Consider the following 25,998-nt stretch of genomic DNA (forward strand, 5'->3'; position numbering starts at 1 on the left):
CGAATCATCGCCCCGTTTTTTTATGTTCATCGCTTACTTTTTCTTGCCGTTTTTAGTGCCGGTTTTCAGCAGTTGACGTAGTTTCTTCAGCTCTTTCTGGCTCAACGGCTGTTCAATTTCTTCTTCGGTACTTTGATTGTCGATCTCGCCGTGGTGCAGTTCTTCCGCTTTCTTGGCCGATTTTTCTGGCTTGGTGGCGGGCGCGCTGAAGCTGCTGTCCAGGCGCTGGCACACTTCCACGCTCAACGAAAACTCGTTTTCAGCGGCGGCGGCGCGGATTTTTTCCTTGAGTTCCAGAGGAATTTTAATGGTAAGTGTCGATATCTCGCTCATTTTGAAAGCCTTTCTGCAGGAAGATGCCTTCAAGCTAAGCCACTGGCGATCGGGTGTCTAGTGTGTAATAAAAATTTAATATTTCTGTAACAATAAAGGGCGGGGTCAAGGCAGTGATTTCAGGCGGGAAACAGAGGCAGGGCCCGAAAGATCGGGCCCTGTACCGGAAATGTTATTTGTAGATGATCGCGGTGCCGCTCAGCATGTTGTTACCGCCGGCGGAGATGATGCGGTAGCTGCCGGCGCCCTGAGCATCTGCTTTAGCGGCCAGTTTTTTCTCCAGGCTGCTGAGGGTGGTCGCGTGGCCTGCGGAAACGATGCCGGTGGCGGTCAGGCTGTCTGCCTGCCGGCTGTTGACCGGTTCAGCGGCGAAGGTGGCGAAAGAGGTCAGTGCGATAGCGGCAGCGGCTGCAAAATATTTGATGGTTTTCATAGGTGACTCCAGTCGGTTTATTTAGGAAGGAAGCCATTCGCTTCCGATGTGTTGAATAATAAAGCATCTGAACCGATTGAAAATCTGATAATGCTGATCTAGTTATTCAAAATATTTGATTGATAATTTACGCATCTTTACGGCGTTTTACGCTGCGTGGTTTATCGCCGGCGCGCTTTCATTGACGCGCCATGACAAAGGCGGGAGGTAACATGACACAGCGCCGGTGCGCGCTGCGGCTGGGATTTCTGGCCCCCGGCATGTAGAATGCGGCGGTCAGTTTCGCGGGTGAGTGCCTGATTATGTCCATTTTACAGAAGGTAGAAGAAATGAAGTCTGAAAATAACGCTAATAACAATGACTTAAAATCATCTCCAATCGTTGTGGCGTTAGATTACGCCGATAAGAACGCTGCGCTGGCGTTCGCCGACCGTATCGATCCGCAAGACTGCCGGCTGAAAGTGGGCAAAGAAATGTTCACGCTGTTTGGGCCGCAGCTGGTGCGCGATTTGCACGGACGCGGCTTCGACGTGTTTCTCGACCTGAAATTCCACGACATTCCCAATACCACCGCGCATGCGGTCGCGGCGGCGGCCGAGCTGGGCGTTTGGATGGTCAACGTCCACGCCAGCGGCGGCGCACGCATGATGACCGCCGCTAAAGAAGCGCTGGCGTCTTATGGAGCGGATGCACCGCTGTTGATTGCCGTCACGGTGCTGACCAGCATGGAAGCGGAAGATCTGCGCGGCATCGGCATTGAGGTCAGCCCGGCTGAGCACGCCGAACGCCTGGCGCGCTTGACCCGCGACTGCGGGTTGGACGGCGTGGTGTGTTCCGCACACGAAGCGCAGCGTCTGAAAGCCGCCTGTGGGCAGGCTTTCCAACTGGTCACGCCGGGCATTCGCCCTGAAGGCAGCGCGGCGGGCGATCAGCGCCGCATCATGACGCCGGTACAGGCGCAGGCCGCCGGCGTGGACTATATGGTGATCGGGCGTCCGATCACCCAATCCGCCGATCCGGCCGCGACGCTGCGCGCGATCCGCGCCTCTTTGGCCTGAGGAACCGCCGATGAATGACGATAACAGCCGCCTGGTGTACTCCACGGACACCGGCCGCATCAAGCAGGAAGAGGTTAAACCGCAACGCGCCAAGGGCGACGGCATCGTGCGTATCCAGCGTCAGACCAGCGGCCGCAAGGGGAAGGGCGTGTGCCTGATCGCCGGTGTCGATCTGGACGACGCGGCGCTCGACAAACTGGCGGCCGAGCTGAAAAAGAAATGCGGCTGCGGCGGTTCGGTGAAAGACGGGATCATCGAGATCCAGGGCGATAAACGCGATCTGCTCAAACAGCTGCTGGAAGCCAAAGGCATGAAGGTCAAGCTGGCGGGCGGTTGAGGCGAATCGCCATGCCGCGGTGCAATGCCGTGGCATGGCTTGAGGTTGTTGCTGCCGGGTGTTAGCCCGTTAACGGCAAAAGAACCCTAGGATTAAAGAATAACAGACCTGAAATCATCGTTATTTTGGTTAATGCGTCAAAGCGCCGGCGGCGCTTTTGCCAGCCTGTCGGCAGGAGACTATCGGTGAGGTTACTTGCCTACCTGGTGACCGATGATGCCCCCAACCGCAGCCCCACCCAGCGTACCCAACGCGCTGCCGTTAGTCAGCACTGCGCCACCCACAGCACCGGCGCCGGCGCCGATAGCGGTGTTGCGATCGCGTTTGGACATGTTGGAACATGCGCTGAGTGAAAACGCCAGAGTCAGAGCCAGAGCGGCGGTGGCGAAACGTTTATTGATAATCATCATAATGACTTCTCCTTAGCATTGGCTATATGGAAGTGCCCTATAAGTATAGGCGTTAACCATAAATCAGGCCTGCCGTTGGTTCCCATAGAGTATCGATATTAAAAATGGCATTTTTTGTTAACGGCCGAATAATTAGCAGGTTACGGCCAAAAAGTTGCCGAAACTGAGTATAGGTTTCTCGGGAAGGATAAACAGGTAAATAGTCTTAAAATCTCGCCGCGCAAGGGGAAAAGACGCGCGGTTCGGCCCGCGCGGCGGCGGCTTGCGTTATTCGTTGACTAATTCCACCTGCACGCCCTGGCGTTTCAGCTGATGCTGATACTCCAGCGCCAGGCGTGAATCGGTGATCACCCGGCTGATTTGCCCCGGCTGCGCCAGCGGGTTGGGTTGGATTTGGCCGAATTTGCTGGAGTCGGTCAGCACGATATTCTCTACGCCCTTGGCCAACACCGCGCTGACCACGTCGGCACGCATCATATCGCGGCCGGTAAAGCCGGTTTCGGCGTGGAAACCGTCAATACCGATAAATGCCTTGTTGAAATGCACCTGTTGTATGCACAGCCGCGTAAGCGGCCCTACCACGGTCTCGCTTTTTTTCTGGTACATGCCGCCCAGCACAATCACATCGCAGTCGGTTTCTTTCAATAGGTTGGCGATGTAGTGGCTGACGGTGATCAGCGTAATGCGCTTGCGCTCAGCGATATAGCGCGCCAGCAGGGCGTTGGTGCTGCCGCTCTCGATAAAGATCGTTTCGCCGTCGTTGACCTGCGCGGCGGCGTACTGCGCCAACCGCTGCTTGAGAGTGAAATTGGACATCATGCGGGCGTCGACGTCGTCGCTCTCCAACGCCACGGCGGAACCGTGTACCCGCTTCAGATAACTGCGCTTTTCCAGCAGGTTGAGATCCTGACGGATGGTGACTTCCGATACGCCTGAGGCCCGCGCCAGTTCGTTGACGCTGATCCGCCGGCGATCGTTAACCAACTGCAATATGGTCTGTTGTCGTAAATTCATATCGGCCTGATGAGACGGCCGCCAAGGCGCGGCCGCTAAGAGTCAAAGGTTTAAATAGTATGTTCTGTGCGCGCAATAATATCATCCTGCGCCTCAGGGGATAATGCGGTAAAGAAGGCGGAATAGCCAGCTACGCGAACCACTAAATCACGATATTGGTCAGGGTGTTGCTTCGCCGCCAGCAGCGTTTCGCGCGACACGATGTTGTACTGCACATGCCAGCCGCGATAGCTCTCGAAGAAGGTGCGCAACATCAGCATCAGCTTTTCCCGATCGCGTGGGTTGTCCAGCGTCGCCGGGTTCAGCTTTTGGTTAAGCAGCACGCCGCCGAGGATCGCCTCGGTCGGCAACTTGGCGAGCGAGTTGAATACCGCCGTCGGCCCGAGGTGATCGGTGCCGGACGCCGGGCTGGCGCCTTCCGCCAGCGGGGTGTGCGCCTTACGGCCGTCCGGCGTGGCCAGAGTGGCGGCACCGAAGGGCACGTTGGCCGAGATTGACGAGGTGCCGGCGTAGTAACCGCCGCCGATCGGCCCGCGGCCGAAGCGGGTGTTGCGATACTGTTTCAGTTCTGCGATGTAGGTTTGGTAGGCGCGCACCAGCAGCCGATCGACCTCGTCCACATCGTTGCCGTATTTGGGCGCGGCGTTGAGCAGACGCTGACGCAGTTGCTCGCCGTCCAGCCCGGCGAAGTCGTCGGCCAGCGCCGCCGCCAGCTGTTGCTGGCCGATTGCCCCTTGGTCGAATACCAGTTTGCGTACCGCCGCCAGGCTGTTGCCCAGGTTGGCGATGCCGACCTGCAGGCCGGATACCCAGTCGTATTTGGCGCCGCCTTGCTTGATGCTTTTGCCGCGTTCGATGCAGTCATCCACCAGCGCGGAGCAGAGGATATCGTGGGCATTTTCTTCCAGCACGCTGTCCACCACGCACTCAATTTCGATCGACTTGCGCGTGTAGTAGCGGATTTGCCGATCCCAGGCGGCCATCACCTGCTCGAAATCGGCGAAGTTTCCTTTGGACAGCGCCTGTTCCTGCGGCAGGAAGATCCGCCCGGAAGTGGCGTCGCGGCCCTGTTCCAGCGCCGCCAGCAGCACGCGGGCGAAGTTGATGAAGCTCATGCCGGTGCAGCGATAGCCCCATTTACCGCCGACGGCGGTCTCGATGCAGCCGATGGCGGCGTAGTCGTAGGCGTCTTGCGGTTCAACGCCCAGTTTGATGAATTCGGGAATGACGATTTCGTCGTTGTTGAACGCCGGCATGCCGAAACCGCAGCGGATCACCTGCACGCAGGCGTCGAGGAAATCGGCGCTCATCCCGGCGTGGTAACGCACGCTGAGGTTGGGCTGGGTGGAGCGCAGGCGGCCGCAGGATTCGAGAATGGCGTAGGACAGCGGGTTGACCGCGTCGCACGGCCGCCCGTCGATCAGCTGTTGCCCGCCGATGGTGACGTTCTGGTACAGCGGGCTGCCGGCGGAGGCCTTGGAATGCGAGCCGGAGCGGATCTTGTTGACCTCCAGCAGCTTCAGCCAGCAGCCGTGCAGCAGCTCGATGGCGTCTTCCCGCGCCAGGTTCTGCTCCAGCTCCACGTCGCGCCGATACCAGGGATAGAGATATTGGTCGAGGCGGCCGAAGGAGACCGAATGGCCGTTGGATTCGATCTGCAACGTCAGCTGGATGAAATAGCACAGCTGCAGCGCCTGCCAGAAGGTGCGCGGCGGGCGATGGGCGATCAGATCGCAGTTGCTCGCCATGGTCAACAGTTCGGTGCGGCGCCAGTCGCGGGTTTCGCGTTGCGCCATAGCGCGCGCCAGGTGGGCGAAGCGCAGGATATGCTCGCTCAGCGCCGTCAGTACGATGTCGATAGCGTTGAGAAACTGCGCTTTGTGCAGGTCTTCCCACTCGCTCAGGCGCAGACGGCCATGGCGTTCGCGAACTTTCTCGCGCAGACCGTCGAGGCCTTGCTCCAGCAGCAGCGGGAAATTGACCGCCAGATGGGCGTCGCCGGAGGTCATGTTGCCCTCGGCCTTGATGATGCCGGTGGCGAGCAGCGCCTTCTGTTCGTCGGTAAACATACCGTAGCAGCGATCCTGCACCGTTTGGCCGCGCCACCAGGGGCAAAGCCGATGCAGAATCGCCTTGTTCTCTTCGCTGACCGAGAAACCGGCGCCTGGCCGGTCGGCCAGTTGATCGATCTCGTTTTCTATCCAGCCGACGGTGTATTCAGGAAAGATCGGCGCGGCGCGCAGCTCACTGGCCTGGTTGCCGATAATCAGCTCGTCGTTGGCGATCCAGATGCTGCGCTTCGCCAGGTGGTTGGCCAGCGCCAGCGCGCGGCGCACCGGCAGCGGCCGATCCTGATGCTGTTGATAGGCCTCGGTATAGTGCTGCGCGCGTTCGGTGCACACCGGCGGCTTGACGATGTGAATCAGCGCGTTTTTATGCGCCTGAATGCGGGCGCTTAGGGTGGTCAAATCCAACGTGGTCATGGCGTTATCCTCGCAAAATGGCGGTCAGGCCTTTGGCGCCGGCGTAAGTTTCGGCGAAGGCCAGCAGATCGGGTGCGTCCAGCGGCGTGCGTGCGGCGCGGTAGGGCTCGCCAAGCAGGTGATACTTGTTGATGCCCAGCGTGTGGTACGGCAGAAAATGGATCTCCGACACGCCGATCTCGTCGGCGGCGAAGTCGACGATCGCGCGGACTGAGTGGCGATCGGCATTGAAATCGGGGATCAGCGGTACGCGCACGGTCATCTGCACGCCGTGCGCCGCCAGACGGCGGAAATTGTTCATCACCCGACGGGCGGAGCCGCCGGTCCAGGCTCTGAAGCGCGCTTCGTCGGTGTGCTTGAGGTCGGCCAACAGCAGATCCAGCCAGGGCAACGAAGGGGCGATGTATCGCCACGGAACGTGCAGACAGGATTCAACGGCGGTGTGGATGCCGGCCTCGCGGCCGCGCCGCAGCAGCTCCGCCGCCACCTCCGGTTGCATAAAGGGTTCACCGCCGGACAGCGTTAAACCGCCGCCGCTGCGCAGGTAGAAAGGCTTATCCCGCATTACCTCGGCCATGATATCGTCGGAATTGACCGCGCTGCCGCACAGGCTGAGTGCGCCGGTCGGGCAGGCAGCGGCCAGTGCCGCATAATCGTCGGCGCTGATGAGCTCGCGCCGCAACGTCAGGGCCCCTTCGTCACGCTGCAGGCCTTGCGGGCAGCGCTCGGCGCACAGCCTGCAGCCACTCAGGCACAGACGCTCGTCAAACAGCAGATCCGCGCGGCGCGAGCGGCTTTCCGGGTTTTGACACCAGCGGCAACTCAGCGGGCACCCTTTTAAAAAGACCACGCTGCGGATACCGGGGCCGTCATGCGTCGAGTAGCGCTGCAGATTGAAGATCATGGGTCACCCGTTTGGCGTTGCTGAATCTTTCGTCATTAAAAGTGTTTCGAATGAAAGTTGAGTTGATTTTGGTCAAAAGTTGACAGGGTTTTTGCCCTATGATGATCAGAGTTTGAATCCGCCCACAGAACATGACACAGGAGTCCGTGATGGAGCTTTATCTCGATACCGCCGATGTGACTGCGGTAAAACGCCTGGCGCGCATTCTGCCGCTGCACGGTGTCACCACCAACCCAAGCATCGTGGCGAAGGAAGGCAAGCCGATCTGGGAAGTGCTGCCCGCGCTGCGCGACGCCCTCGGCGGCACCGGCAAGCTGTTCGCGCAGGTGATGGCGGCCGATGCGGAGCGCATGGTGGCGGAGGCGGCGCTGCTCAGCCAGCGCGTGCCGGGGCTGGTGGTCAAGATCCCGGCGACCGCAGAGGGGCTGGCGGCGATCAAGAAACTAAAAACGATGTCCATCCCGACGCTGGGCACCGCGGTGTATGGCGCCGGGCAGGGGCTGCTGGCGGCATTGGCCGGGGCGGAATATGTGGCGCCTTACGTCAACCGCGTGGACGCGCAGGGCGGTGACGGCATTGAAATGGTGCACGAGTTGCAGCAGCTGTTGAGCCTGCACGCGCCGTCGGCGCAGGTGCTGGCCGCCAGCTTCAAGACGCCGCGCCAGGCGCTGGAATGCCTGCTGGCGGGCTGCCAGGCCATCACGCTGCCGGTAGACGTGGCGGAGCAGTTCCTGAGCGCGCCGGCGGTGCAGGCCGCGGTCGAGAAGTTCGAACAGGATTGGCAGGGCGCTTTCGGCAGCAATTTGCTGAGCTGACGGCAGCCAGGCTCGCGTGCATTGCCTTTTGCCCGGCAATCCCTTTCTAAAGGATGGCGGCCACGCCGCCATCCTTCCCGTCATTATGTTTTCCTGTCAGACCGTTATTTCCCCACTTAATCATTCCTGAACTGTTTTATTTTTGCATTGACCAAAATAGATTGATTTTTGATTTGTTTTGCTCATAATTCGTTCGCAAAGGAGTGTACTTACAATAATTTAAATTATTTATAATATTGCACTCATAAATTTCTTGAAATAATAATGATGGGGAGCCAGGGATGCGCTCAAATTATGCTCGTGCTTTGCCTTGTTTTATCCGCTGTAGTTTGTCGGGATTATTGCTCAGCGCCGTGCCGCTGTTATCCGCCTCCGCAGCCGGGGTTTCCGGTGAGGGCGCGGCGGCGATTGACGCCCGCGAGCAGCTGCGCCAGCAAGAACGAGAACGCGCCCTGCAGAGCCAAAATGCCCCCCAGGCTGATGCGCGCTTGGCTGGCCCCGAGCTGGTTCTGCCCGATTACCCTTCCCACGAAAGCCCTTGTTTTACCATCAATCGCCTAATGCTCGTCGGGGAGTCGGCCGATCGCTTTCAGTGGGCGCTCGCGGCCGCCAACGATGCTAAAGGCCGTTGTCTGGGCGGGCAGGGGATCGTGCTCGTCGTCAATAAGGTACAGAATGCCATTCTGGCCAAAGGCTATGTCACGACACGGGTGATGGCGCAGGAGCAGAACCTGACCCAGGGCGAGCTGACGCTCACGTTGCAACCCGGGCGTATTGGCGACATCCGCTTTGAGGAGCCGGTCTCCTGGCGTGGGCGGTTGTGGAACGCCGTGCCGGCATCACGTGGCGATATTCTCAACCTGCGCGATATCGAACAGGGGTTGGAGAACTTCAGGCGGGTACCCAGCGCCAATGCCGACATTAAAATCGTCCCCGGAGAGCAGGACGCCACCAGTGATCTGCGGATCAACTGGCACGAGGGGCGCCCGGTGCGGCTCAGCCTGGGGCTGGACGACAGCGGCTCCAAAAGCACCGGGCGTTATCTCGGTTCGGCCACCCTGGCTATCGATGCGCCCTTTGCGCAAAATGACCTGCTCTACGCCAATATCGGCAAGGATCTGTTCCAGCACGGGCCGTTCGGCAACCGTTCACATGCCCTGAACTACTTTTTCCCGGTGGGATACTGGGCCTTTTCGGCCAACTACAACGACTACACCTACCACCAGAACATTCCCAACGCCAATGAGGTGCTGCGCTACAGCGGCAAAAGCGACAACATTCAGCTGACGGTCTCCCGGCTGTTGTACCGTGATCAAGCGCATAAAACTACGCTCAATCTGCGCGGCTATCGCAAACACTCCACCAATGCGGTCAATGACATCGCGTTAGATCAACAGAAGCGCCGTACCGCCGGCTGGGAAGTGGGGCTGAACCAGCGCAGTTATTTCGGCGCTTCCACGCTGGATGCGTCTATCAACTGGCGGCGCGGCACCGGGGCTATGGGGGCCTTGCGCGCGCCGGAAGAAGTGAATCACACAGGCTCGGCCCGAACCGGCATTCTGCTGGGTGATGCAGGCATCAACATGCCGTTCACCTGGGGCGCGCAGCCTTGGCGGGTATATACCAGCGTGCGCGGCCAGTGGAGCCCGAACGCGCTGACGCCGCAGGAACGGATGGCCATTGCCGGGCGTTATACGGTGCGCGGTTTTGACGGCGAACAGATGCTGTCTGGCGAAAAGGGCCTGATCTGGCGTAACGACATCGCCTGGAATGTGTTTGCCCGCGGGCACGAACTCTATTTGGCCGCAGACTATGGGCGGGTGGACGGCCTGAGCACGCGAGGCTTGCCGGGGCGGCAGTTGGCGGGCAGTGCGCTGGGTGTCCGCGGCGCATTGTGGGGGCGATTCAGCTATGACCTGTTTGCCGGCGTTCCCTTGTATAAACCTGCGGGCTTCCACTCCTCGGGTGCCACGGCCGGCTTCAGCGTAAATCTGGAAATCTGAATATCGCGTTGCTGATACTGATCTGAACGGACTGACTTTTCTCACGGATGTGACCCATGAACAAGCATTGCTATCGCCTTATCTTTAGCCGCACCCACGGGGAGTTGCGGGTAGTGTCCGAACTGGCCCGCAGCTGCAGCACCGAACCGGGGCAACACCGCGGCGCGGGCGCGCCTCGCCTGTGGGTGACGGTGCGGCGCGCCGTGTGGATGCTGGGTATGGCCCTATTCGCCGGGCCGGTGATGGCCGATGGCATCGTGGCGGACGGTGCCGCCAACCCTTCCCAGCGGCCTGAGGTTATCGCTACGCAGAACGGGTTGTCGCAGGTTAACATCACCGCCCCCAATCAGGCCGGGATATCGCATAACCAATATCAGCAGTTCGATGTTGAAGCCAAAGGCGCCATCCTCAACAACTCGGCAGTGATGACCTCGACCCAGATGGCTGGGATGATCCAGGGTAACCCTAATCTCAATCCCAACGCTGCACCGGCGCGCGTCATCCTCAACGAAGTCAACAGCAACAATCCCAGCCAGCTGCGCGGTTTTATGGAAGTGGCCGGCGGCAAGGCGCAGGTGATCGTGGCTAACCCGGCGGGAATCGTGTGCAACGGCTGCGGCACCATCAACGCCGGGCGCATGACGTTGACTACCGGTAAACCGCAGATGAATGCCGACGGCAGCGTGGCGGGCTACCAGGTGGAGCGCGGCGTGGTGCGCATTGAGGGTGGCGGACTCAACGGGGATGCCCGTCACGATACCGAATACGTAGACATTCTGGCGCGCGCGGTGGCGGTCAACGCCGGCGTCTGGGCCAAAGAAGGCGTGACGGTGGTAGCCGGTCGTAACCGTGTGAGTGCGGACGGTAAAACCGTGACGCCGCTGGCGGATGACGGCGGCGCCAGGCCTGAACTGGCTATTGATATGGGCCAGATGGGTGGCATGTACAGCGGCAGTATTCGCATGATCGGCACCGAGGCCGGCGTTGGCGTACGCAATCGCAACGGACAGGTACAGGCGGGCAAGACGCTGACCGTCAGCAGCGAGGGGCAGCTCAGTTGGCAGTCTGATGCGCCAGACGCCGCCACGCAGGCCGGCGGCAATATTCATCTGGCGGCGAAAGGCGACATCGAGTATCACGGCAAATTGCACAGCGGCGGCCAGCTTGCCGTGCAGAGCCGGGAGGGGGCGCTTACGCAGTCCGGCACGTTGGCGGCGGCCGGGGATGTGCAGATAAACGCCGCACACGGCATACAAAGCGGCGGCCATCTGCTGGCGGGCAGCGATGCCGACAGCCGGATTGTGCGCGCCGCGAGTTTGCGCCTTGACAGCCAGGGCGACATTCGTGCCGGCGGCAGCTTACTGAGCAAAAAGGATGTTAACGCAACCGGGCGTCGGGTTGACCTCAGTGGCGCGAAGGTGGCCGCAGGCCGTACCACGCTGACGGCTCAGGACGGCGGCGTGGCGCTGAGCCAGTCGACCGTCGACAGCGGTGAATTTACCGTGAATACCCCAGGTGATGTGGATGCCCGACAGGCGCAGATCAAAACCGGGCGCTGGCAGGTTGACGCCAACAATGTGTTTAACCAACAGGCCGTTTGGTCCCAAACCGGCATCGGCGAGAGCCGTTTCAGCCTGGAAGGCGAGCTGAATAACAGCGACGGCGCTATTGAGAGCCGCCAACTCGACCTCAAAGCGGCGGCGTTGGTTAATCAGCGTGGCCGCCTGGTGGCGCTCGACAATGCGGCGCAGCACTGGCGGGTTGGCGGCCTGCTCGATAATAACGGCGGCACAATGGGCAGCAACGGCGCTCTTCGCCTTGACGCCGACCGCCTCGATAACCAGAGCGGCACGGTAAAAACTCAGACGGGGCTCACGATTCATGCCGAAGGCGCGGTTAACAACGCCGGGGGCAATTTGCTGGCAGGCCAGGGGCTGACGCTCGAGGCGGGTGGCGGCCTGAACAATCGCTCCGGCACCCTGAACGGCGGCGACGTGCGTCTGGTGGCGCAGCAGCTGGATAACGCGCAGGGACAGGTCATTGGTCAGGGCAATCTCGATCTGACGGCAAGCCGGCTGGATAACCAACGCGGCCTGATTGGGGCCGGCAAGGCGCTGGAGGTAAATGCCGGCGACTGGGACAACCGCGGCGGCACGGCGCAAGGTGAAACGTCAGTCACGGCCACGGCAGGTACCCTCAACAACGACGGCGGCAAGCTGCTGTCCGGCCGGGCGTCCACCCTGAAGACCACGGGCAACGCCACCAATCGCGGCGGCGAAATCAGCGCCGCGGTGCTGACGGTGAATACTGACCTTCTCGACAACACGCAGGGCAAGGTGATTGGCCAGCAGCGGCTCGATCTGCATGCCCGCCAAGGGCTGGACAATACGCAGGGGCTGCTGGGTGCCGGAGGGGCGCTGACGGTGCGCACCGACGGCGAGCTGAATAACCGCCGCGGCACGGTCTCGGGGAGCGGGCAAACCCACATAGCGGCAGGGGACGTGCGCAACGAGGCCGGCAAGGTGTTGGCTGGGCAACAACTGGTATTGAACAGTGCTGCCAAGCTGACGAACCGTGAGGGCGAAATCAGCGGTGAATCGCTCACGCTGACGGCGCAACGGGTGGATAACGCGCAGGGCAAAGTGGTGGCTCGCCAGGGGTTGGGCCTGGCGGCGCAACAGGGGCTGAACAATGCCGCCGGCTGGCTTGAAGCCGGCGATGCACTCTCCGTGCAGACCAACGGGGACTGGGATAACCGCGGCGGCGCCGCTCAGGGCGGGCGTCAGGTCACCGCCTCCGTGCGCACCTTCGACAATACCGGCGGCAGGCTGCAGTCCGGCGCAGGTCTTCGCCTGGACGCCGCAGGCGATGTCCTCAATACAACCGGCAAGTTGACCGCGCAGCAATCGTTGGCGGTTAATGGGAGTGCCGACAGCCTGTTTGACAACGGCGGCGGGTCGCTGCAAAGCGGCGGCGATCTGTCGCTGCGGGGTGGGCGGTTGACCAATCGCGCCGCGGGCGTGGTCTTCAGCGGGCAGGCGCTCTCCCTAAACCTGACCGGCGGCTGGGACAACCAGGGCGGCACGTTTACCGGCAATGGGCGCACGCAGGTGCGCGCCGCCGGCCTGAACAATACTCAAGGGGCGGTCAATGCGCTGGACCACCTGGATATGCAGTTCACCGGCGCGTTGGATAACCGCCGGGGCAGGATTTTCAGCTCGCTGTCTCAGGCGCTCACGGCGCAGGACATTTTCAACGCTCAGGGCTGGATGGGCAGCCTGGGCAGCTGGCACGTCGTCAGCGGCGGTTTTGACAATACGGAAGGCAGCGTACAGAGCCAGCAGGACGCGCAGCTGGCGGCGGGCTGGCTGGGTAACGCTAAGGGTGTGATGCAGTCGGCACAAAACCTGGTACTGCGCCTCAAACAGGATATCGACAATCACGGCGGTAAGGTCTCGGCGCAGGGAGAATTGGTCGTACAGGGTTCTGGCAACGGCGAGCATGTCGGCGCCATCAATAACATCGGCGGCGAGGTGTTGGCCGGCCAGGCACTGACTATCGCCGCCCGCAGTCTCAATAACACCCAGGCGGGGCAGGTGTACAGCCAAAAACAGCTGCGGCTCAATCTGAACGGCGGGTTGGACAACCGTGGCGGGAAGCTGCAGAGCGGCGAAGCCTTGTCGCTCGATGCGCAAACGCTGAACAATGCCGGCGGGCAGATCGAGGGCCAGCAGCAGGTGGCGCTGCGTATTCTCGGTATGCTTGACAATACCGGCGGCGCGGTGCGCAGCAATGGCGAACAACGGATCTCGGCGGCCGGTATTGAGAACCGCCAGGGCGTATTCAGCAGCCGCAGCGGCATTGATCTGGCGGCGGCGCGGCTGGACAATGCCGGCGGTACGCTCATCAGTCAGGGAACGGGCGCCTACCGCATCGACACGCTCAACAACCGGCAAGGTAAGGTACACAGCGGCGGGGCGCTCACGCTCGACGGTGCGCAGATGAATAACCAGGGCGGGCAACTGGTGTCGACCCAGGGGCTGACGCTCAAGGCCGGGACGCTCGATAACAGTGGGCAGGGCAGGCTCAGCAGCCAGGCGGAACTGGATGTGCAGACCGATCGCCTGAACAACCGCGATGGCGGCCTGATACTGGGCACGGCTCGCACCGGTATCACCGCCCGTGACATCGATAACACGGCTGGTCGGCTCCAGAGCGCCGGCCATCTCACCCTCACGGACGTCGCCACGCTGGATAACCGCCAGGGGCGCATCCTGGCCAACGGCAATCTCGATATTAACGCCGGGCGTCCGTCAACCGACTCGCCGTTGGCGCTGCTCAACCAGGGCGGGCGCGTGGAGAGTGCCGAACAACTCACCGTGCATGCGCGTACTCTGGATAACCAGAGCGGCACTCTGCTGGGGCTGCAGGCGCTGACGCTGTCCGCACGGCAGGACTACACCCGCCAAGCCGGCGACACCGTCAGCAGTAACGGCACGGTGACGTTCTCCCTGAGCGGCGCCTTTACCAACCTGGCGGACTGGTTACTGCCAGGCAATCTGGTGCTCAATGCGGCCAGCATCACCAATCCGGCGACGCTGGTGGGTAAAACGCTGCAGCTGACGACCGGGGCGTTGCAAAACACCGGGCGCCTTGAAGCGGACAGCATGACGCTGAACGTCGATACCCTGGACAACGCCGCGGCGCTGATGGGTGACGATATCACCGTGCACGGGCGCGTTATCGACAACCACGGCGCGCCTGCGGTGATGGCGGCGACCCACAGCCTGACGTTGCAGGCCGGTGAACGCCTGACCAACCGGGAGGGGGCACTGATCTACAGTGGTGACCGTCTCCATCTGCACAGTGATGACCTGATTGAAAACCGGGCGAGCTTTATCGAAGCGGACGGTGACGCCACCGTCGAGGCCCGTCGCCTGAACAACCTGCGCGAAGGGCTGGTGATTGAGCGTGACGCCGAGAAGAGCGACTACAAATGGCACCGCTACAACTACTACTGGCGCTCCTACGGCTCCAAGGTCAATCCCGATAAAAGCACCATGGCGCCGACCACCCAGCAGTTGACCTATCAGGATGACGCGGCGGCACAAACCAACCGCTACGGCACCCTGCTGGCCATTGATGCAGTGGGCAAACGCGCGCAGGTGCGCGTCAAGGACAACAAAGGCCAACTGACCGACCTGTGGGTCAACTACCTGGCGCTCAAGCCGAATGCCGACGGCAGCTATGCGATGACGTTCTACGAGACGCGGGGGGGAAATCAGTTGGCGAGTATTCCGACGCCTTATCAAAACGGCTTCCACTGGGAACACGACTGGACGCAGGTGATGACCTGGGACCCTGAGAAACACCTCGATATCGCCACCGCGCCGTTCGTCACCGATTACAACAACCTGCGCGAACGTACCGAGAGCGGCACGGTGACGCGTGACAGGCTGGTCTCTGAAGGTATCGGCGGGCGTATTCTGGCGGGCGGCAATATGGTGCTGCGCATCACGGGAGCGTTGCTCAATGATGCCAGCGTCATTACGGCCAACGGCAACCTGACGCAGGACGGCGGCGGCAGCGTGGACAACCGCGGTTACTCGGTTAACGAACGGCGCCAGGCGGTTATCGTCGACCACTATGACAAGGACACCCACCACTGGTACCCCACGTTCAACCGGGACGAAAACACGGCGCTGGCGACCGTTGATGGTGTGATCACTGGCAACGGCACGGTCACCATTAACGGCGCCAGTATCACCAACACCACGGTCAATCAGGCGCAAATCAGTCAACTGGATGCGGCGTTGAAGGCAGTGGATGCCGAACGCGCCGAACTTGAGCGCAACCCGCTGGCCTTCACGGTAGAGGGCGCATCCCGAGCTGAAGGCGATACGACGCTAACACCGGGCAGAGGGATGACGCAACCCGGCACCACGCCATCCTCGCCGCTGGGGCGCCCGCTGCTACCGTCTGAGCTGGCGCTGACGCAGTTGCAACATCTGGGCAGTGTGGCCACCACTATCCCCAATAACGGTCTGTTCAGCCAGCATACGGCGACCGGCAGCCCGTTCCTGGTGGTGACCGACGCGCGCTTTACCCGCCGCGACAACTTTATCAGCAGTGATTACATGCTCGAGCGCGTAGGGTATGACCCCGCGCAGGCCCATAAACGCCTGGGCGACGGCTTTTACGAGCAGCGCCTGGTGCGCGAGCAGGTGCTGGCGCTGACCGGCAAACCGTCCGTCAAGGGCTGGGATGCGATGGAACAGTATCAGCAACTGATGAACAACGGCAGCAAAGTTGCCCAGGACTTCCACCTGGTGCCGGGCGTGGCCTTGACGCCGGAGCAAATTGCGGCGTTGCAACAGGATATCGTCTGGCTGGTGAGCGAGACGGTGCAAACGGCCGACGGCCCGCAAACGGTGTGGGTGCCAAAGGTGTATCTGGCGCAGACCACGCTGCGCCTGACCGGCGATGGCGCGGTGATTGGCGGCGGCGACCTGCATCTCTCGGCGGGCAGCATCACCAATACCGGCAACCTGTTTGCCGATAAGGCGCTGTCCGTTGATGCCGGGCAGTTCCTGCATCAGGGCGGCGACATCAAAGCCGGCAGTATTGACGTGCAGGCAGGCAGTCTGGCCATGAGCACCAACCTGCAGGATGCGCTGCGTCAGGCGACCATGAGCGCCGGCGACATTCGCCTGCACGGCACCGATATCACGCTCACGGGGGCGAAGCTCGATGCGACCGATACGCTCAACCTGAGCGCGCGTAACGACCTGACCATCACCGCCGCCAAAAGCAACCATACCGCCGATTTTGAGGTTATTTCCGGTTCAATGGGTAACCGCACCCGCGGCGGCACGGAAGCGGCTGGCGAGCGGCTGGCGCACGTCAGCGGCGAATGGCAGCAGGCACAGGGGAGTGAGCTTAACGCCGGCGGCAACCTCACGCTCAATGCCGGGCGCGACGTTCTGCTTACGGGGAGCCAGGCAAAAGCAGGTGGCCAACTCGGCGTGCAGGCCGGCGGCGATATCAACATCAGGGCCGAAAGCACCACCAATACCACGCACCTGGCCGCCAACAGCCGCACCTCATCGGTGAGCAACGACCGCCAGGAAGAGCGCCTGACATTAAGCGGACTCGGCGGAGACCAGGGCGTCACCCTGGTGGCGGGCAACCAACTGCTGGCCGAAGGTGCGCAGGTTGACAGTAAAGAGGGGCGTATAGGCGTCAGTGCGCAGGACGTGACCATTAAAGATGCACGTATCCGCACGCAAGATCGGGATAGCGAAAACAAACGTGAGGGCAAAACCCGCAGCCATCGCATCGAGCAAACCGAACGCGAAATCAGCACCGGCAGCACCTTCAGCGCGCGCGACGGTGTGACCGTGATCGGGCGTGAAGGTGACGTTACGGTTACTGGCAGTACCCTGCACAGCGACCAGGGTGCCATTGCCCTGCAGGCGAAAAATGATGTGACCCTTAACCACACCACCGACAGCGAGCATCGCGTCTCCAATGAGGAGAGCCGCGGCCGGAAAACCAAAGGTGAGCGCGCCGAAGAAATCCTGCGGGAAAATGTGGTCGGCAGCACCCTCAGTGGGCGCGACGGCGTCACGATAGTGGCGCAGGACGGTAGCATCACCGCCACGGCAAGCGCCTTGCACAGTGAGCAGGGTACGGTTGCCCTGCAGGCGAAGCAGGATGTGACCCTCAATACCGCCACCGAACGCGAGTCGACCTTCAGTGAAGAGCGGTCGCAGAAGAAAGGTTTCCTGAAAAAAAGCAGCAGCCACAGTATCGCCAACGATGCCACCACGCGCGAAAAAGGCAGCCTGCTGAGCGGCGACCGCATCAGCGTCAACGCCGGCAACGACCTGACGGTCTCCGGCTCGGCCATTGCCGCCGACCGGGACGTGAACCTGCAGGCCGGCCATAACGTCGATATCGGCGCGGCCACCGAGACCGACACGCATTACCTGCTGGAAAAGAAGAAAAAGAGCGGCCTGCTGGGCAGTGGCGGCATCGGCTTCACGATTGGCAAACAGTCGAGCAAACACGAAATCGACGAGAAAGGCACTACCCAGAGCCAAAGCGTCAGTACCGTCGGCAGCAGCCAGGGCAGCGTCAACATCACGGCGGGCAACCAACTGCACATTGGCGGTGCCGATCTGATCGCGAACAAGGACCTGGCTCTTACCGGCGACAGCGTGACTATCGACCCTGGCTACGATCGGCGCACGCGTAAAGAAACCTACGAGCAGAAGCAAAGCGGCCTGAGCGTGGCGCTGTCGGGTACCGTGGGCGGTGCGCTCAACACCGCCGTCAGCTCGGCGCAGCAGGCAAGGAAAGAAGGCGACGGGCGCCTGAACGCGCTGCAAAACACCAAGGCTGCGCTGTCCGGCGTGCAGGCCGCACAAGCCGTTGAACTCGACAAGCTCAACACAGATGCGGGGAAAAGTGCCACCAATACGGTGGGCATCAGCGCTTCCTACGGCAGCCAGTCGTCGAAGAGCGAAACCCGCACCGTCAGCAGCCAGTCGCAAGGCAGCACGCTCACCGCCGGGCAAAACCTGTCGATAACGGCGCAGGGCAATAACCACAACGCACAGAGTGGCGATATCGCCATCGCCGGCAGCCAGTTGAAGGCGGGCAAAGACCTGTCGCTCGATGCGGCGCGGGACATTACCCTGCAGTCTGCGCAGAACAGCGAAAGCACCGTCGGCAAGAACAGCAGCAAAGGCGGTAACGTCGGTGTTGGTATCGGCGTCGGCTCTGGCGGTTATGGCATCAGCGTCTCGGCCGGCGTCAATGCCGGCAAGGGGCATGAGAGCGGCAACGGCCTGACCCATACCGAAACCACCCTGGATGCGGGCAGCCATCTCAGCCTGACCAGCGGCCGCGACACCACGCTTACCGGCGCGCAGGCGAGCGGAGAAAAAGTCACCGTCGACGTGGGCCGTGACCTGACGCTGCAAAGCGAACAGGACAGCGACCGCTATGACGCCAAACAGCAAAACGCCAGCGCGGGTGGCAGTTTCACCTTCGGTTCGATGACCGGCTCCGCCAACGTGAGCGCCAGCAAGGACAAGCTGCACAGCAACTTCGACTCGGTAAAAGAGCAGACCGGGCTGTTTGCCGGCCAAGGCGGGTATGACGTCAAGGTCAAAGAACACACCCAGCTCGATGGCGCCGTCATCGCCAGCACGGCAGACAAAGAGAAGAATCGCCTCGATACCGGCACGCTGGGCTGGCGCGATGTCCATAACCAGGCCGATTACAAGGCCGAGCACAGCGGCGGCTCACTCAGCACCGGCGGGCCGGTGGGCAAAGATCTGCTGACCAACACGGCCGGCGGCATGCTGTCGGGCGCCAACCACAGCGGACATGCCGAGGGCACGACAAAAGCCGGCGTCAGTGAGGGTACGCTGATAGTTCGCGATACCGACAAACAGCAGCAGGATGTGACGCAGCTAAACCGGGATACCGAGCATGCCAACGACGGCAGCATCAGCCCGATATTCAACAAGGAGAAGGAGCAAAACCGGCTGAAGCAGGCGCAGCTTATCGGCGAGATCGGCGGCCAGGCGATGGATGTCATCCGCACGCAGGGGGATATCTCTGGGCTGAAGGCGCAGAAAGACCCGGCGGCGCTGGCGCAGGCCCGGGAGCAGCTTGAGAAGAGCGGCAAACCGACGAACGATGCGGCGGTGATGAAGCAGGCGTACGACAACGCGATGCGGCAATACGGCACCGGCAGCGACCTGCAGAAAGCGGCGCAGGCGGTAACGGGGGCGCTGACGGCGCTGGCGGGTAACAACCTGGCGGGTGCGCTGGCGAGTGGTGCTTCGCCGTACCTGGCGATGGAAATCAAGAAACTGACCACCAACCCGCTGACCGGTAAGGTAGACGTTGCCGCCAACGCGATGGCACACGCGGTGCTGGGCGCGGTGACGGCGGAGCTGAACAACCAGTCAGCCGCGGCAGGGGGACTGGGCGCGGGCGGCGGGGAACTGGCGGCGCGCTACATTGCCGGGCAGCTGTTCCCGGGCAAAACGGCAGAGCAGCTGAGCGAAAGCGAGAAGCAACAGGTCAGCGCACTGAGCCAGTTGGCGGCGGGGCTTGCAGGCGGGCTGGCGACGGGTGATACTGCGGGGGCTGTTACCGGCGGGCAGGCTGGCAAGAATGCGGTTGAGAATAACTTGCTGGGCGGGAATGAAGAGACCCAGACCAAGTTCGTGCAGGAGCACGGCAAGAATATTGCGTCTTGTAGCACTGACCCAAGCTCAGAGTCTTGCCGGAAAGGGCTGGCGATGAACGATGCGCTGATGGTGGCGCTTCCTGCCGGTCTCGGTGGCGGTTTACTGGCGGCGGCAACACCAGAAATCGCAGCGGCTGCTAAAGTAGCGATACAGGCGTGTGCAGGTAATGTGGTGCTGTGCCTGAATAATGCCGGTATCCAGATGTCGGAAGCCATCGTACCGGGCGGTGTTGGGGTCGGTGGTGCGGTCGGTATCGGTAAGACTGCGGCAGAGGCGACGGCGGCGAAAGCTGAAGCTGTGGCGGCTAATGCGGTGAAGAACAGCCAGTTACCAACAGGGACTGTTTTTGATTCAATTAAAGCTACTCAGCCAGCTATACCTGGAACATCGATTCCTAAATCCTTTGAATTAACGGTTAATGGACAAACTATCTGGGTAAATCCGAATGCTACCAAGCATATGGGTGAGTACCTAACTCGAAATGGGTTGTCTCATAGTACAAGTGAAGGAAGCCAAGCCATGTTGACTAGTCTTCAAGATGCTGTTAAAAATGCATCCTCTCAGGGGATAAAGTTTAATGAAATGATGCAGGTTGGGCGTTGGGAGCTGGTATTTAGCCAACGACCTACCGACCCTTATCCAGTATTAAAACATGCGTTGTATAAATAATGAATTTAATCATTGATACTGTAGTTAAAGGGCATGATAACGTCGTCATTAATATTGATGGCGACGTTCCCCTTGATATTAAGCTAGTTGACTCAGAAGGTAGATCTCCTCTTTACTGGAGAGTTGGTGATGGGCGTAAAAGCTTGCTTGAGTTGGCTGTGTTACCGAAAAATGGTTTTTTATCTGCGATTACGTTAGTGATGATGGATATTAATTCTATCCATAAGGTGGAGAACAGTCAGGTTGAGTTATCCTGCGAGGAAGCTGGGCTGCCGATTGTTAACTTAGATTTATGGGAAGATTCGGCGAGCAACAGTTTTTCACAGCGTTTTATTGATGATTTTAACTGTGATATGCGGGTATATATATCGGAAGATACTATTTTAATTGAAATAAGTGGAAGCAATAATAAAATCAATTGGGTACGATGTGGGAGTAATTTTTACTTGGGTTTAAATGAAGGGAGAAGTATTACACATTTATTTTTAAATGGGTTGTCGCAAGTAGATATATCAAATTTTACTGAGTCTATCTATTAAATAAATCACAACCATTGGCTGGGGAAGTTGCTCCTATGCCCTAAGTGCTCCCACCTATCGCCGCTGCACCCGGATCACACCAGGAGCAGTGGTGATCTCCAGTTGTTCAACGTTGGTGCTCCCAGACTCGGTGAGCCAATTGCCGCCGATAGTTACCTCGTCGTTCTCCCGTACCCAGTCGGCCCCCAAATCTTGCCGTTGTTGGCTGGCTTCACACACTGCTTCCCAGGTTGCCTGGTCAGTGACGGTGGTGATCCACAGCCCATCGGGCCGTAGCGTCAGCTGCACCGGCTCCCCAGTCCCAAAACCCAGCTCGGCCAGGGTGTTGCCGCTCAGCGTCAGCTCCGGCAACGGCTCATGGGGAAAAGTGATGTTCATCCGGCGCCCTCCGTGGTGGGTGTGATACGGATATCTGGCGGCGACGGCGACGGCGACGAAAGCTGAAGCTGTGGCGCCTCGATACCGGCACGCTGGGCTGGACGGACATCCACAACCAGGCGGACTACAGCGCAACGCATAGCGGCGGGTCAATCAGTACCGGTGGGCAAAGATCTGCTGACCAACATGGCCGGCGGCATGCTGTCGGGCGCCAACCACAGCGGGCATGCCGAGGGCACGACAAAAGCCGGGGAAGAACCGCAGGATATCCCCGGTTTGCCGCGAATTTGTCGAGTACACGCACCACTCGCTGGGTTGGAAAATTTAGGTCTATTTCGATCTGGTTTATGTCTTGGATGAAAGCATGGAAACAAACGTAATTGTGATTAAGACGAAGCGTTCTTTCTCTGGAATATCTGTCTAGGCAGTCATCGATGTTGGTGGTAAAGTAATTCGCTCAGGCGATAATATATCACGGTTAACATAGTCGGTAAGGTGGTTGATATTACCCCTGTCTGGATTTGATATAAATGGTGAATGTGTTTAAGTGTAATCATGCTATGAGTGAATTATTATTCCCTGCAGCGGGTGGGTGAGTGATAGGTAATAATTCCGCATCTAAAGCCTCTTGTCACGGTAACCGAAAAGATCAATTGCCACGTAAATTTCATACGGTTTCTTCTCGGTTGTTGGTTTTTGTTTATTCAAACTAATGGAGTGTATTATGCATAAGGACTTGGACGTTTCCATCTCAACAGGGCGATTTAGAAAAATAAGAGAATGGAACAGGAGACGCAATTATTATTTCAAGAAAGTAAAGCTGAATATTAAGATTTATATTGCAAAACTTATCTGGGATAAGCGTAGAAAAAGTGTGTTTGATATCAAATCGGTCAAAACCGTATTGCTCCTGCGCAATGAAGGGACCGTAGGAGATGTTGTGGTTACGACGCCGCTAGTGAAATGTCTTTATGAGTCGGGTTATACAGTGGATTTATTGCTCACGCAATCAAGTGGCGTGGTGATGAAACATAATCCCTATGTCAGGAACATCTACGAGGCAGATGATTGTAATAATGAAGTTTTTTTGAAGGGGTTCACTCATACCGTTGCGAAGTCAACGGTTAAGATGTTGAAGGGGAATAATTATGACCTTGTGGTCGATCTTTGCTTGTTTGATACACCGGTACATAGGATGATGCTTTTTAGCGATATAAACGCAAGGTTTGTTCTGGGTTTTAATAAATGGAGTTGCATTAACCATTACAGCAAATCTATTTCATTTGAAAATGGTAAGGAACACGTAACTAAAGCCATTGCTTTGGTTGCCCATGCCGTAGGGACTAATCTTAAAAATCGCCGTGCCTATGACCTGCATATCCCAGACGATATACTTTTTGAAGTAAGGAAGTATTTAAGTGGTTGGAGTGATAAGGTTAAGGTTATAATTAATGCTTTCACTGGGAGCCCAGAGAGAAACCTATCTAAAGAACAACTCTCCCGACTTGTTGAAATGCTTAATAAAACCTCGCTCAATATAAAAATAATTATTCTTGATCATCGAAAAGAACTGGATATATCCCTGTCAGATAGTGTTGTTATAAATCCATTTAATTCACTGCACCATGTCATGGCATTGATTCGAGAGGTTGATGTAGTTATATCCCCAGATACGGCGATCGTACATATTTCTGCTGCATGGAATAAAACGTTGATTTGTGTTTACAAAAACGTAACGGATAATAATGATTTGTGGGGGCCAGGGTATGAAAATGCGAAGCAGATTATTGTTAACAGCAGAAAAATAGCTGATGTGGATAATGTTCCGGAGCTTATATTGCATGAGATTGGTCAAAGAGACCTGTTCGGTGGGCAAGAGATAAAACGCCGCCGCAGTTCGTTGAGCGGTGAGACGGATACCGCCGCTAACGCAATGTCACCCGCCGGCGCGGTAACGGCCCAGCCCCTTAAGCAGTGTACTGCTCCAGAGGCCGGCCGTTTATCTTAACGTCGAGACTCAGCTGCGGCCGGCCTCCTCTCGCAGGGCCACATTGACCTCGTGCGCCGTCGGCTGTTCAGATCGCAGCGCACGGCGAACCGCGAAGAAGGCGGCGATCAGCATGGTCACCGCCACCAGCATAAAGAACCCGCACAGTGCGGCGTTGATCTGGTTGCTGAATACGATGGTCTCCATGTCTTTCAGCGACTTGGCCGGCGCAATAATCGTGCCTTGTTCGATACCGGTGGAGAATTTCTTCGCCTGCGCCAGGAAGCCGATGCTTGGTTTCTCATGGAAGATCTTCTGCCAGCCGGCGGTCATGGAGGTCACGAACAGCCAGGCGGTCGGCAGAATAGTGACCCAGGCGTAACGCTGCTTTTTCATCTTGAACAGCACCACGGTGCCGAGGATCAGCGCCATCGACGCCAGCATCTGGTTACCGATGCCGAACAGCGGCCACAGGGTATTGATGCCGCCGAGCGGATCGACCACCCCCTGATACACGAAGAAGCCCCAACCGGCTACCGCCACCGTAGTGCCCGCCAGGTTGCCGAACCACGAACGGTTGTTGGCCAGCTGCGGCACCGCCACGCCCACCAGGTCCTGCACCATAAAGCGGCAGGCGCGGGTGCCGGCGTCGACGGCGGTCAGGATGAACAGCGCTTCGAACAGAATGGCGAAGTGGTACCAGAAGGCCATCATCGCCCGGCTGTTGAACACCTCGCTGATGATGTGTGCCATGCCCACGGCAAAGGTCGGGGCGCCGCCGGCGCGCGACAGTACGGAGTTTTCGCCCACCTCTTTGGCGATCAGCGCCAGCGTTTCCGGCGTAACGATAAAGCCCCAGCCGTTGATTACCTGCGAAGCATTTTCCACCGTGGTGCCGATCAGCGCCGCCGGCGAGTTCATGGCGAAGTAAACGCCCGGATCCAGCACCGAGGCGCAGATCAGCGCCATGATGGCGACGAAAGACTCCATCAGCATGGCGCCGTAACCGATAAAGCGAATGTGGCTCTCGCGTTCCACCAGTTTAGGCGTGGTGCCGCTGGAGACCAGCGCGTGGAAACCGGAAATGGCGCCGCAGGCGATGGTGATGAACAGGAACGGGAACAGGGCGCCGGCGAACACCGGGCCGCTGCCGTCGATAAAGCGCGAAACCGCCGGCATTTTCATCTCTGGCATGGCGAAGACGATGCCGACAGCCAGGCCGATGATGACGCCGATTTTCATAAAGGTGGAAAGGTAGTCGCGCGGCGCCAGCAGCAGCCACACCGGCAACACCGAGGCGACGAAGCCGTAGATCACCAGCACCCAGGTCAGGGTGGTGCCATGCAGCGTGAAGAACGGCCCCCAGTAGGGATCTTGCGCCACGTTGCCACCGTAAATGATCGCCAGCAGCATCAGCACAAAGCCGATCACCGAGATTTCTGCGATCTTGCCCGGCCGGATAAAGCGCATGTAGATGCCCATGAACAGCGCGATCGGGATGGTGGCGGCGATGGTGAACAGCCCCCACGGGCTGTCGGCCAACGCTTTCACCACTACCAGCGCCAGCGCCGACAGGATGATGATCATCACCCCCAGCGCGCCGAGCATGGTGATCACCCCGGCGAATGCCCCCAGCTCCTGCTTGGCCATTTCCCCCAGCGAACGGCCGTCGCGGCGGGTGGAGATAAACAGCACCAGGAAGTCCTGCACCGCGCCGGCCAGCATGACGCCGACCAGGATCCAGATGGTCCCCGGCAGAAAGCCCATCTGTGCGGCCAAAATCGGCCCCACCAGCGGCCCGGCGCCGGCGATGGCGGCGAAATGGTGGCCGAACAGCACCCATTTATTGGTGGGGACATAGTCCAGGCCGTCGTTGTGGCGTTCGGCCGGGGTCAGACGGCGGTCGTCCAGTTCAAAGACCTTGTCGGCGATGAACCGGCTGTAGAAGCGGTAGGCGATGCTATAGCAGGCGACGGCGGCGACCACCAGCCAGACGGCGTTGACGTGCTCGCCGCGACTGAGCGCCAGCATGGCGAAGGCGAAGGCGCCGACCAACGCCACCAGCAGCCAGATAAGTCCGGATCTGAGGTTTTTCATGAAAAACTCCTTGGCGTACAGAGGTAAAAACCGACGTTGTTATTAGGAATGACGTTTTAACAGTAGAAGTTTTGCCGCCGAACCGCGGCAGGTCGGATGAGAAATGTGAAGCAGGTGGGGTTTTATTGTAAAAACAAAGTGATGAAACACGCTCGACGTGGGCTGTCGCCCGCGCGTTGCCGGGTAGCTTTTCATTCTGCATTTTCACTTGGCGCACAGCGAATGATCGTCGTTTTTTATCTGAATGCGGCGTCTGGCGGCTTA

The 25,998-nt window shown here is 59.3% G+C and carries 14 protein-coding genes and 2 pseudogenes; 8 read left to right on the forward strand and 8 right to left on the reverse strand.

The genetic code is table 11. From position 1 onward, the window contains the following. Nucleotides 1-33: 33 nt before the first annotated feature. Together BHU62_RS21550 and bhsA are read right to left on the reverse strand one after the other, a co-directional pair. Nucleotides 34-333 carry an Arc family DNA-binding protein gene (locus BHU62_RS21550; RefSeq protein WP_073534488.1) on the reverse strand — a complete coding sequence of 100 codons (300 nt, stop codon included), beginning with the start codon at nt 331-333 and terminating at the stop codon, nt 34-36. A 172-nt stretch (nt 334-505) separates the two neighbouring features. Continuing rightward, on the reverse strand, nt 506-766 hold the full coding sequence (gene bhsA / locus BHU62_RS21555) for a multiple stress resistance protein BhsA (protein WP_073534489.1): 261 nt from the start codon (nt 764-766) through the stop codon (nt 506-508). A 329-nt stretch (nt 767-1,095) separates the two neighbouring features. Between bhsA and pyrF the strand changes: the two genes are divergently transcribed. Beyond that, on the forward strand, nt 1,096-1,824 hold the full coding sequence (gene pyrF, locus BHU62_RS21560; protein ID WP_171971342.1) for an orotidine-5'-phosphate decarboxylase: 729 nt from the start codon (nt 1,096-1,098) through the stop codon (nt 1,822-1,824). 10 nt (nt 1,825-1,834) lie between these two features. Continuing rightward, a complete protein-coding gene (yciH, locus tag BHU62_RS21565) occupies nt 1,835-2,161 on the forward strand; it encodes a stress response translation initiation inhibitor YciH (RefSeq protein WP_060418537.1) in 327 nt (108 codons plus the stop codon). Between the two features lie 191 nt (nt 2,162-2,352). Here the strand turns inward: yciH and osmB are convergent, their stop codons facing one another. The 4 genes from osmB to BHU62_RS21585 all read right to left on the reverse strand — a co-directional run bounded on the left by osmB (nt 2,353) and on the right by BHU62_RS21585 (nt 6,972). Beyond that, nucleotides 2,353-2,571, reverse strand: coding sequence for an osmotically-inducible lipoprotein OsmB (gene osmB / locus BHU62_RS21570; RefSeq protein WP_004930634.1), 219 nt, complete (start codon nt 2,569-2,571; stop codon nt 2,353-2,355). A gap of 267 nt (nt 2,572-2,838) precedes the next feature. Next, nucleotides 2,839-3,585 carry a DNA-binding transcriptional regulator YciT gene (locus tag BHU62_RS21575; RefSeq protein ID WP_073534491.1) on the reverse strand — a complete coding sequence of 249 codons (747 nt, stop codon included), beginning with the start codon at nt 3,583-3,585 and terminating at the stop codon, nt 2,839-2,841. A gap of 50 nt (nt 3,586-3,635) precedes the next feature. Next, nucleotides 3,636-6,068: a formate C-acetyltransferase/glycerol dehydratase family glycyl radical enzyme gene (locus BHU62_RS21580; RefSeq protein ID WP_073534492.1), complete on the reverse strand. Its 2,433-nt coding sequence runs from the start codon at nt 6,066-6,068 to the stop codon at nt 3,636-3,638. A gap of 4 nt (nt 6,069-6,072) precedes the next feature. Then, nucleotides 6,073-6,972: a glycyl-radical enzyme activating protein gene (locus BHU62_RS21585; protein ID WP_073534493.1), complete on the reverse strand. Its 900-nt coding sequence runs from the start codon at nt 6,970-6,972 to the stop codon at nt 6,073-6,075. A gap of 149 nt (nt 6,973-7,121) precedes the next feature. On the opposite strand from BHU62_RS21585, the gene fsa reads away from it, so the two are divergent. From fsa to BHU62_RS21605, 5 genes and pseudogenes are all read left to right on the forward strand, one after another. Beyond that, the gene (gene fsa / locus BHU62_RS21590) at nt 7,122-7,787 is read left to right on the forward strand and encodes a fructose-6-phosphate aldolase (protein ID WP_047567218.1); all 666 of its coding nucleotides are present in this window, start codon (nt 7,122-7,124) and stop codon (nt 7,785-7,787) included. A gap of 281 nt (nt 7,788-8,068) precedes the next feature. Beyond that, nucleotides 8,069-9,790: a ShlB/FhaC/HecB family hemolysin secretion/activation protein gene (locus BHU62_RS21595; RefSeq protein WP_073534494.1), complete on the forward strand. Its 1,722-nt coding sequence runs from the start codon at nt 8,069-8,071 to the stop codon at nt 9,788-9,790. A gap of 56 nt (nt 9,791-9,846) precedes the next feature. After that, a pseudogene (locus BHU62_RS25620) lies at nt 9,847-16,857 on the forward strand (filamentous hemagglutinin N-terminal domain-containing protein); the annotation flags it as partial. Nucleotides 16,858-17,130: 273 nt separating this feature from the next. Continuing rightward, nucleotides 17,131-20,733: pseudogene (locus BHU62_RS25625) on the forward strand (hemagglutinin repeat-containing protein); the annotation flags it as partial. Beyond that, nucleotides 20,733-21,272, forward strand: a complete 540-nt coding sequence (locus tag BHU62_RS21605; protein WP_073534495.1) for a hypothetical protein — start codon at nt 20,733-20,735, stop codon at nt 21,270-21,272. The pseudogene BHU62_RS25625 and the gene BHU62_RS21605, both read left to right, overlap by 1 nt. Nucleotides 21,273-21,326: 54 nt before the next feature. Here BHU62_RS21605 and BHU62_RS21610 read toward each other — a convergent pair whose 3' ends face one another. Continuing rightward, complete coding sequence (locus BHU62_RS21610; protein WP_073534496.1) at nt 21,327-21,650, reverse strand: hypothetical protein; 324 nt, start codon at nt 21,648-21,650, stop codon at nt 21,327-21,329. A 724-nt stretch (nt 21,651-22,374) separates the two neighbouring features. On the opposite strand from BHU62_RS21610, the gene BHU62_RS21615 reads away from it, so the two are divergent. Continuing rightward, a complete protein-coding gene (locus BHU62_RS21615; protein ID WP_078062099.1) occupies nt 22,375-23,658 on the forward strand; it encodes a glycosyltransferase family 9 protein in 1,284 nt (427 codons plus the stop codon). 9 nt (nt 23,659-23,667) lie between these two features. Here BHU62_RS21615 and BHU62_RS21620 read toward each other — a convergent pair whose 3' ends face one another. Beyond that, the gene (locus tag BHU62_RS21620) at nt 23,668-25,734 is read right to left on the reverse strand and encodes a carbon starvation CstA family protein (RefSeq protein ID WP_073534497.1); all 2,067 of its coding nucleotides are present in this window, start codon (nt 25,732-25,734) and stop codon (nt 23,668-23,670) included. Nucleotides 25,735-25,998 lie beyond the last annotated feature (264 nt).

Origin of the sequence: Serratia marcescens, assembly GCF_001902635.1 — a bacterium.
GTDB classification, from domain to species: Bacteria; Pseudomonadota; Gammaproteobacteria; order Enterobacterales; family Enterobacteriaceae; genus Serratia; species Serratia marcescens_F.

What these genes read in the sequence shown, in the direction of transcription:
- BHU62_RS21550 (WP_073534488.1), bottom strand. Translation starts at nt 333, where the DNA reads ATGAGCGAGATATCGACACTTACCATTAAAATTCCTCTGGAACTCAAG.
- bhsA (WP_073534489.1), bottom strand. Translation starts at nt 766, where the DNA reads ATGAAAACCATCAAATATTTTGCAGCCGCTGCCGCTATCGCACTGACC.
- pyrF (WP_171971342.1), top strand. Translation starts at nt 1,096, where the DNA reads ATGAAGTCTGAAAATAACGCTAATAACAATGACTTAAAATCATCTCCA.
- yciH (WP_060418537.1), top strand. Translation starts at nt 1,835, where the DNA reads ATGAATGACGATAACAGCCGCCTGGTGTACTCCACGGACACCGGCCGC.
- osmB (WP_004930634.1), bottom strand. Translation starts at nt 2,571, where the DNA reads ATGATGATTATCAATAAACGTTTCGCCACCGCCGCTCTGGCTCTGACT.
- BHU62_RS21575 (WP_073534491.1), bottom strand. Translation starts at nt 3,585, where the DNA reads ATGAATTTACGACAACAGACCATATTGCAGTTGGTTAACGATCGCCGG.
- BHU62_RS21580 (WP_073534492.1), bottom strand. Translation starts at nt 6,068, where the DNA reads ATGACCACGTTGGATTTGACCACCCTAAGCGCCCGCATTCAGGCGCAT.
- BHU62_RS21585 (WP_073534493.1), bottom strand. Translation starts at nt 6,972, where the DNA reads ATGATCTTCAATCTGCAGCGCTACTCGACGCATGACGGCCCCGGTATC.
- fsa (WP_047567218.1), top strand. Translation starts at nt 7,122, where the DNA reads ATGGAGCTTTATCTCGATACCGCCGATGTGACTGCGGTAAAACGCCTG.
- BHU62_RS21595 (WP_073534494.1), top strand. Translation starts at nt 8,069, where the DNA reads ATGCGCTCAAATTATGCTCGTGCTTTGCCTTGTTTTATCCGCTGTAGT.
- BHU62_RS21605 (WP_073534495.1), top strand. Translation starts at nt 20,733, where the DNA reads ATGAATTTAATCATTGATACTGTAGTTAAAGGGCATGATAACGTCGTC.
- BHU62_RS21610 (WP_073534496.1), bottom strand. Translation starts at nt 21,650, where the DNA reads ATGAACATCACTTTTCCCCATGAGCCGTTGCCGGAGCTGACGCTGAGC.
- BHU62_RS21615 (WP_078062099.1), top strand. Translation starts at nt 22,375, where the DNA reads ATGCATAAGGACTTGGACGTTTCCATCTCAACAGGGCGATTTAGAAAA.
- BHU62_RS21620 (WP_073534497.1), bottom strand. Translation starts at nt 25,734, where the DNA reads ATGAAAAACCTCAGATCCGGACTTATCTGGCTGCTGGTGGCGTTGGTC.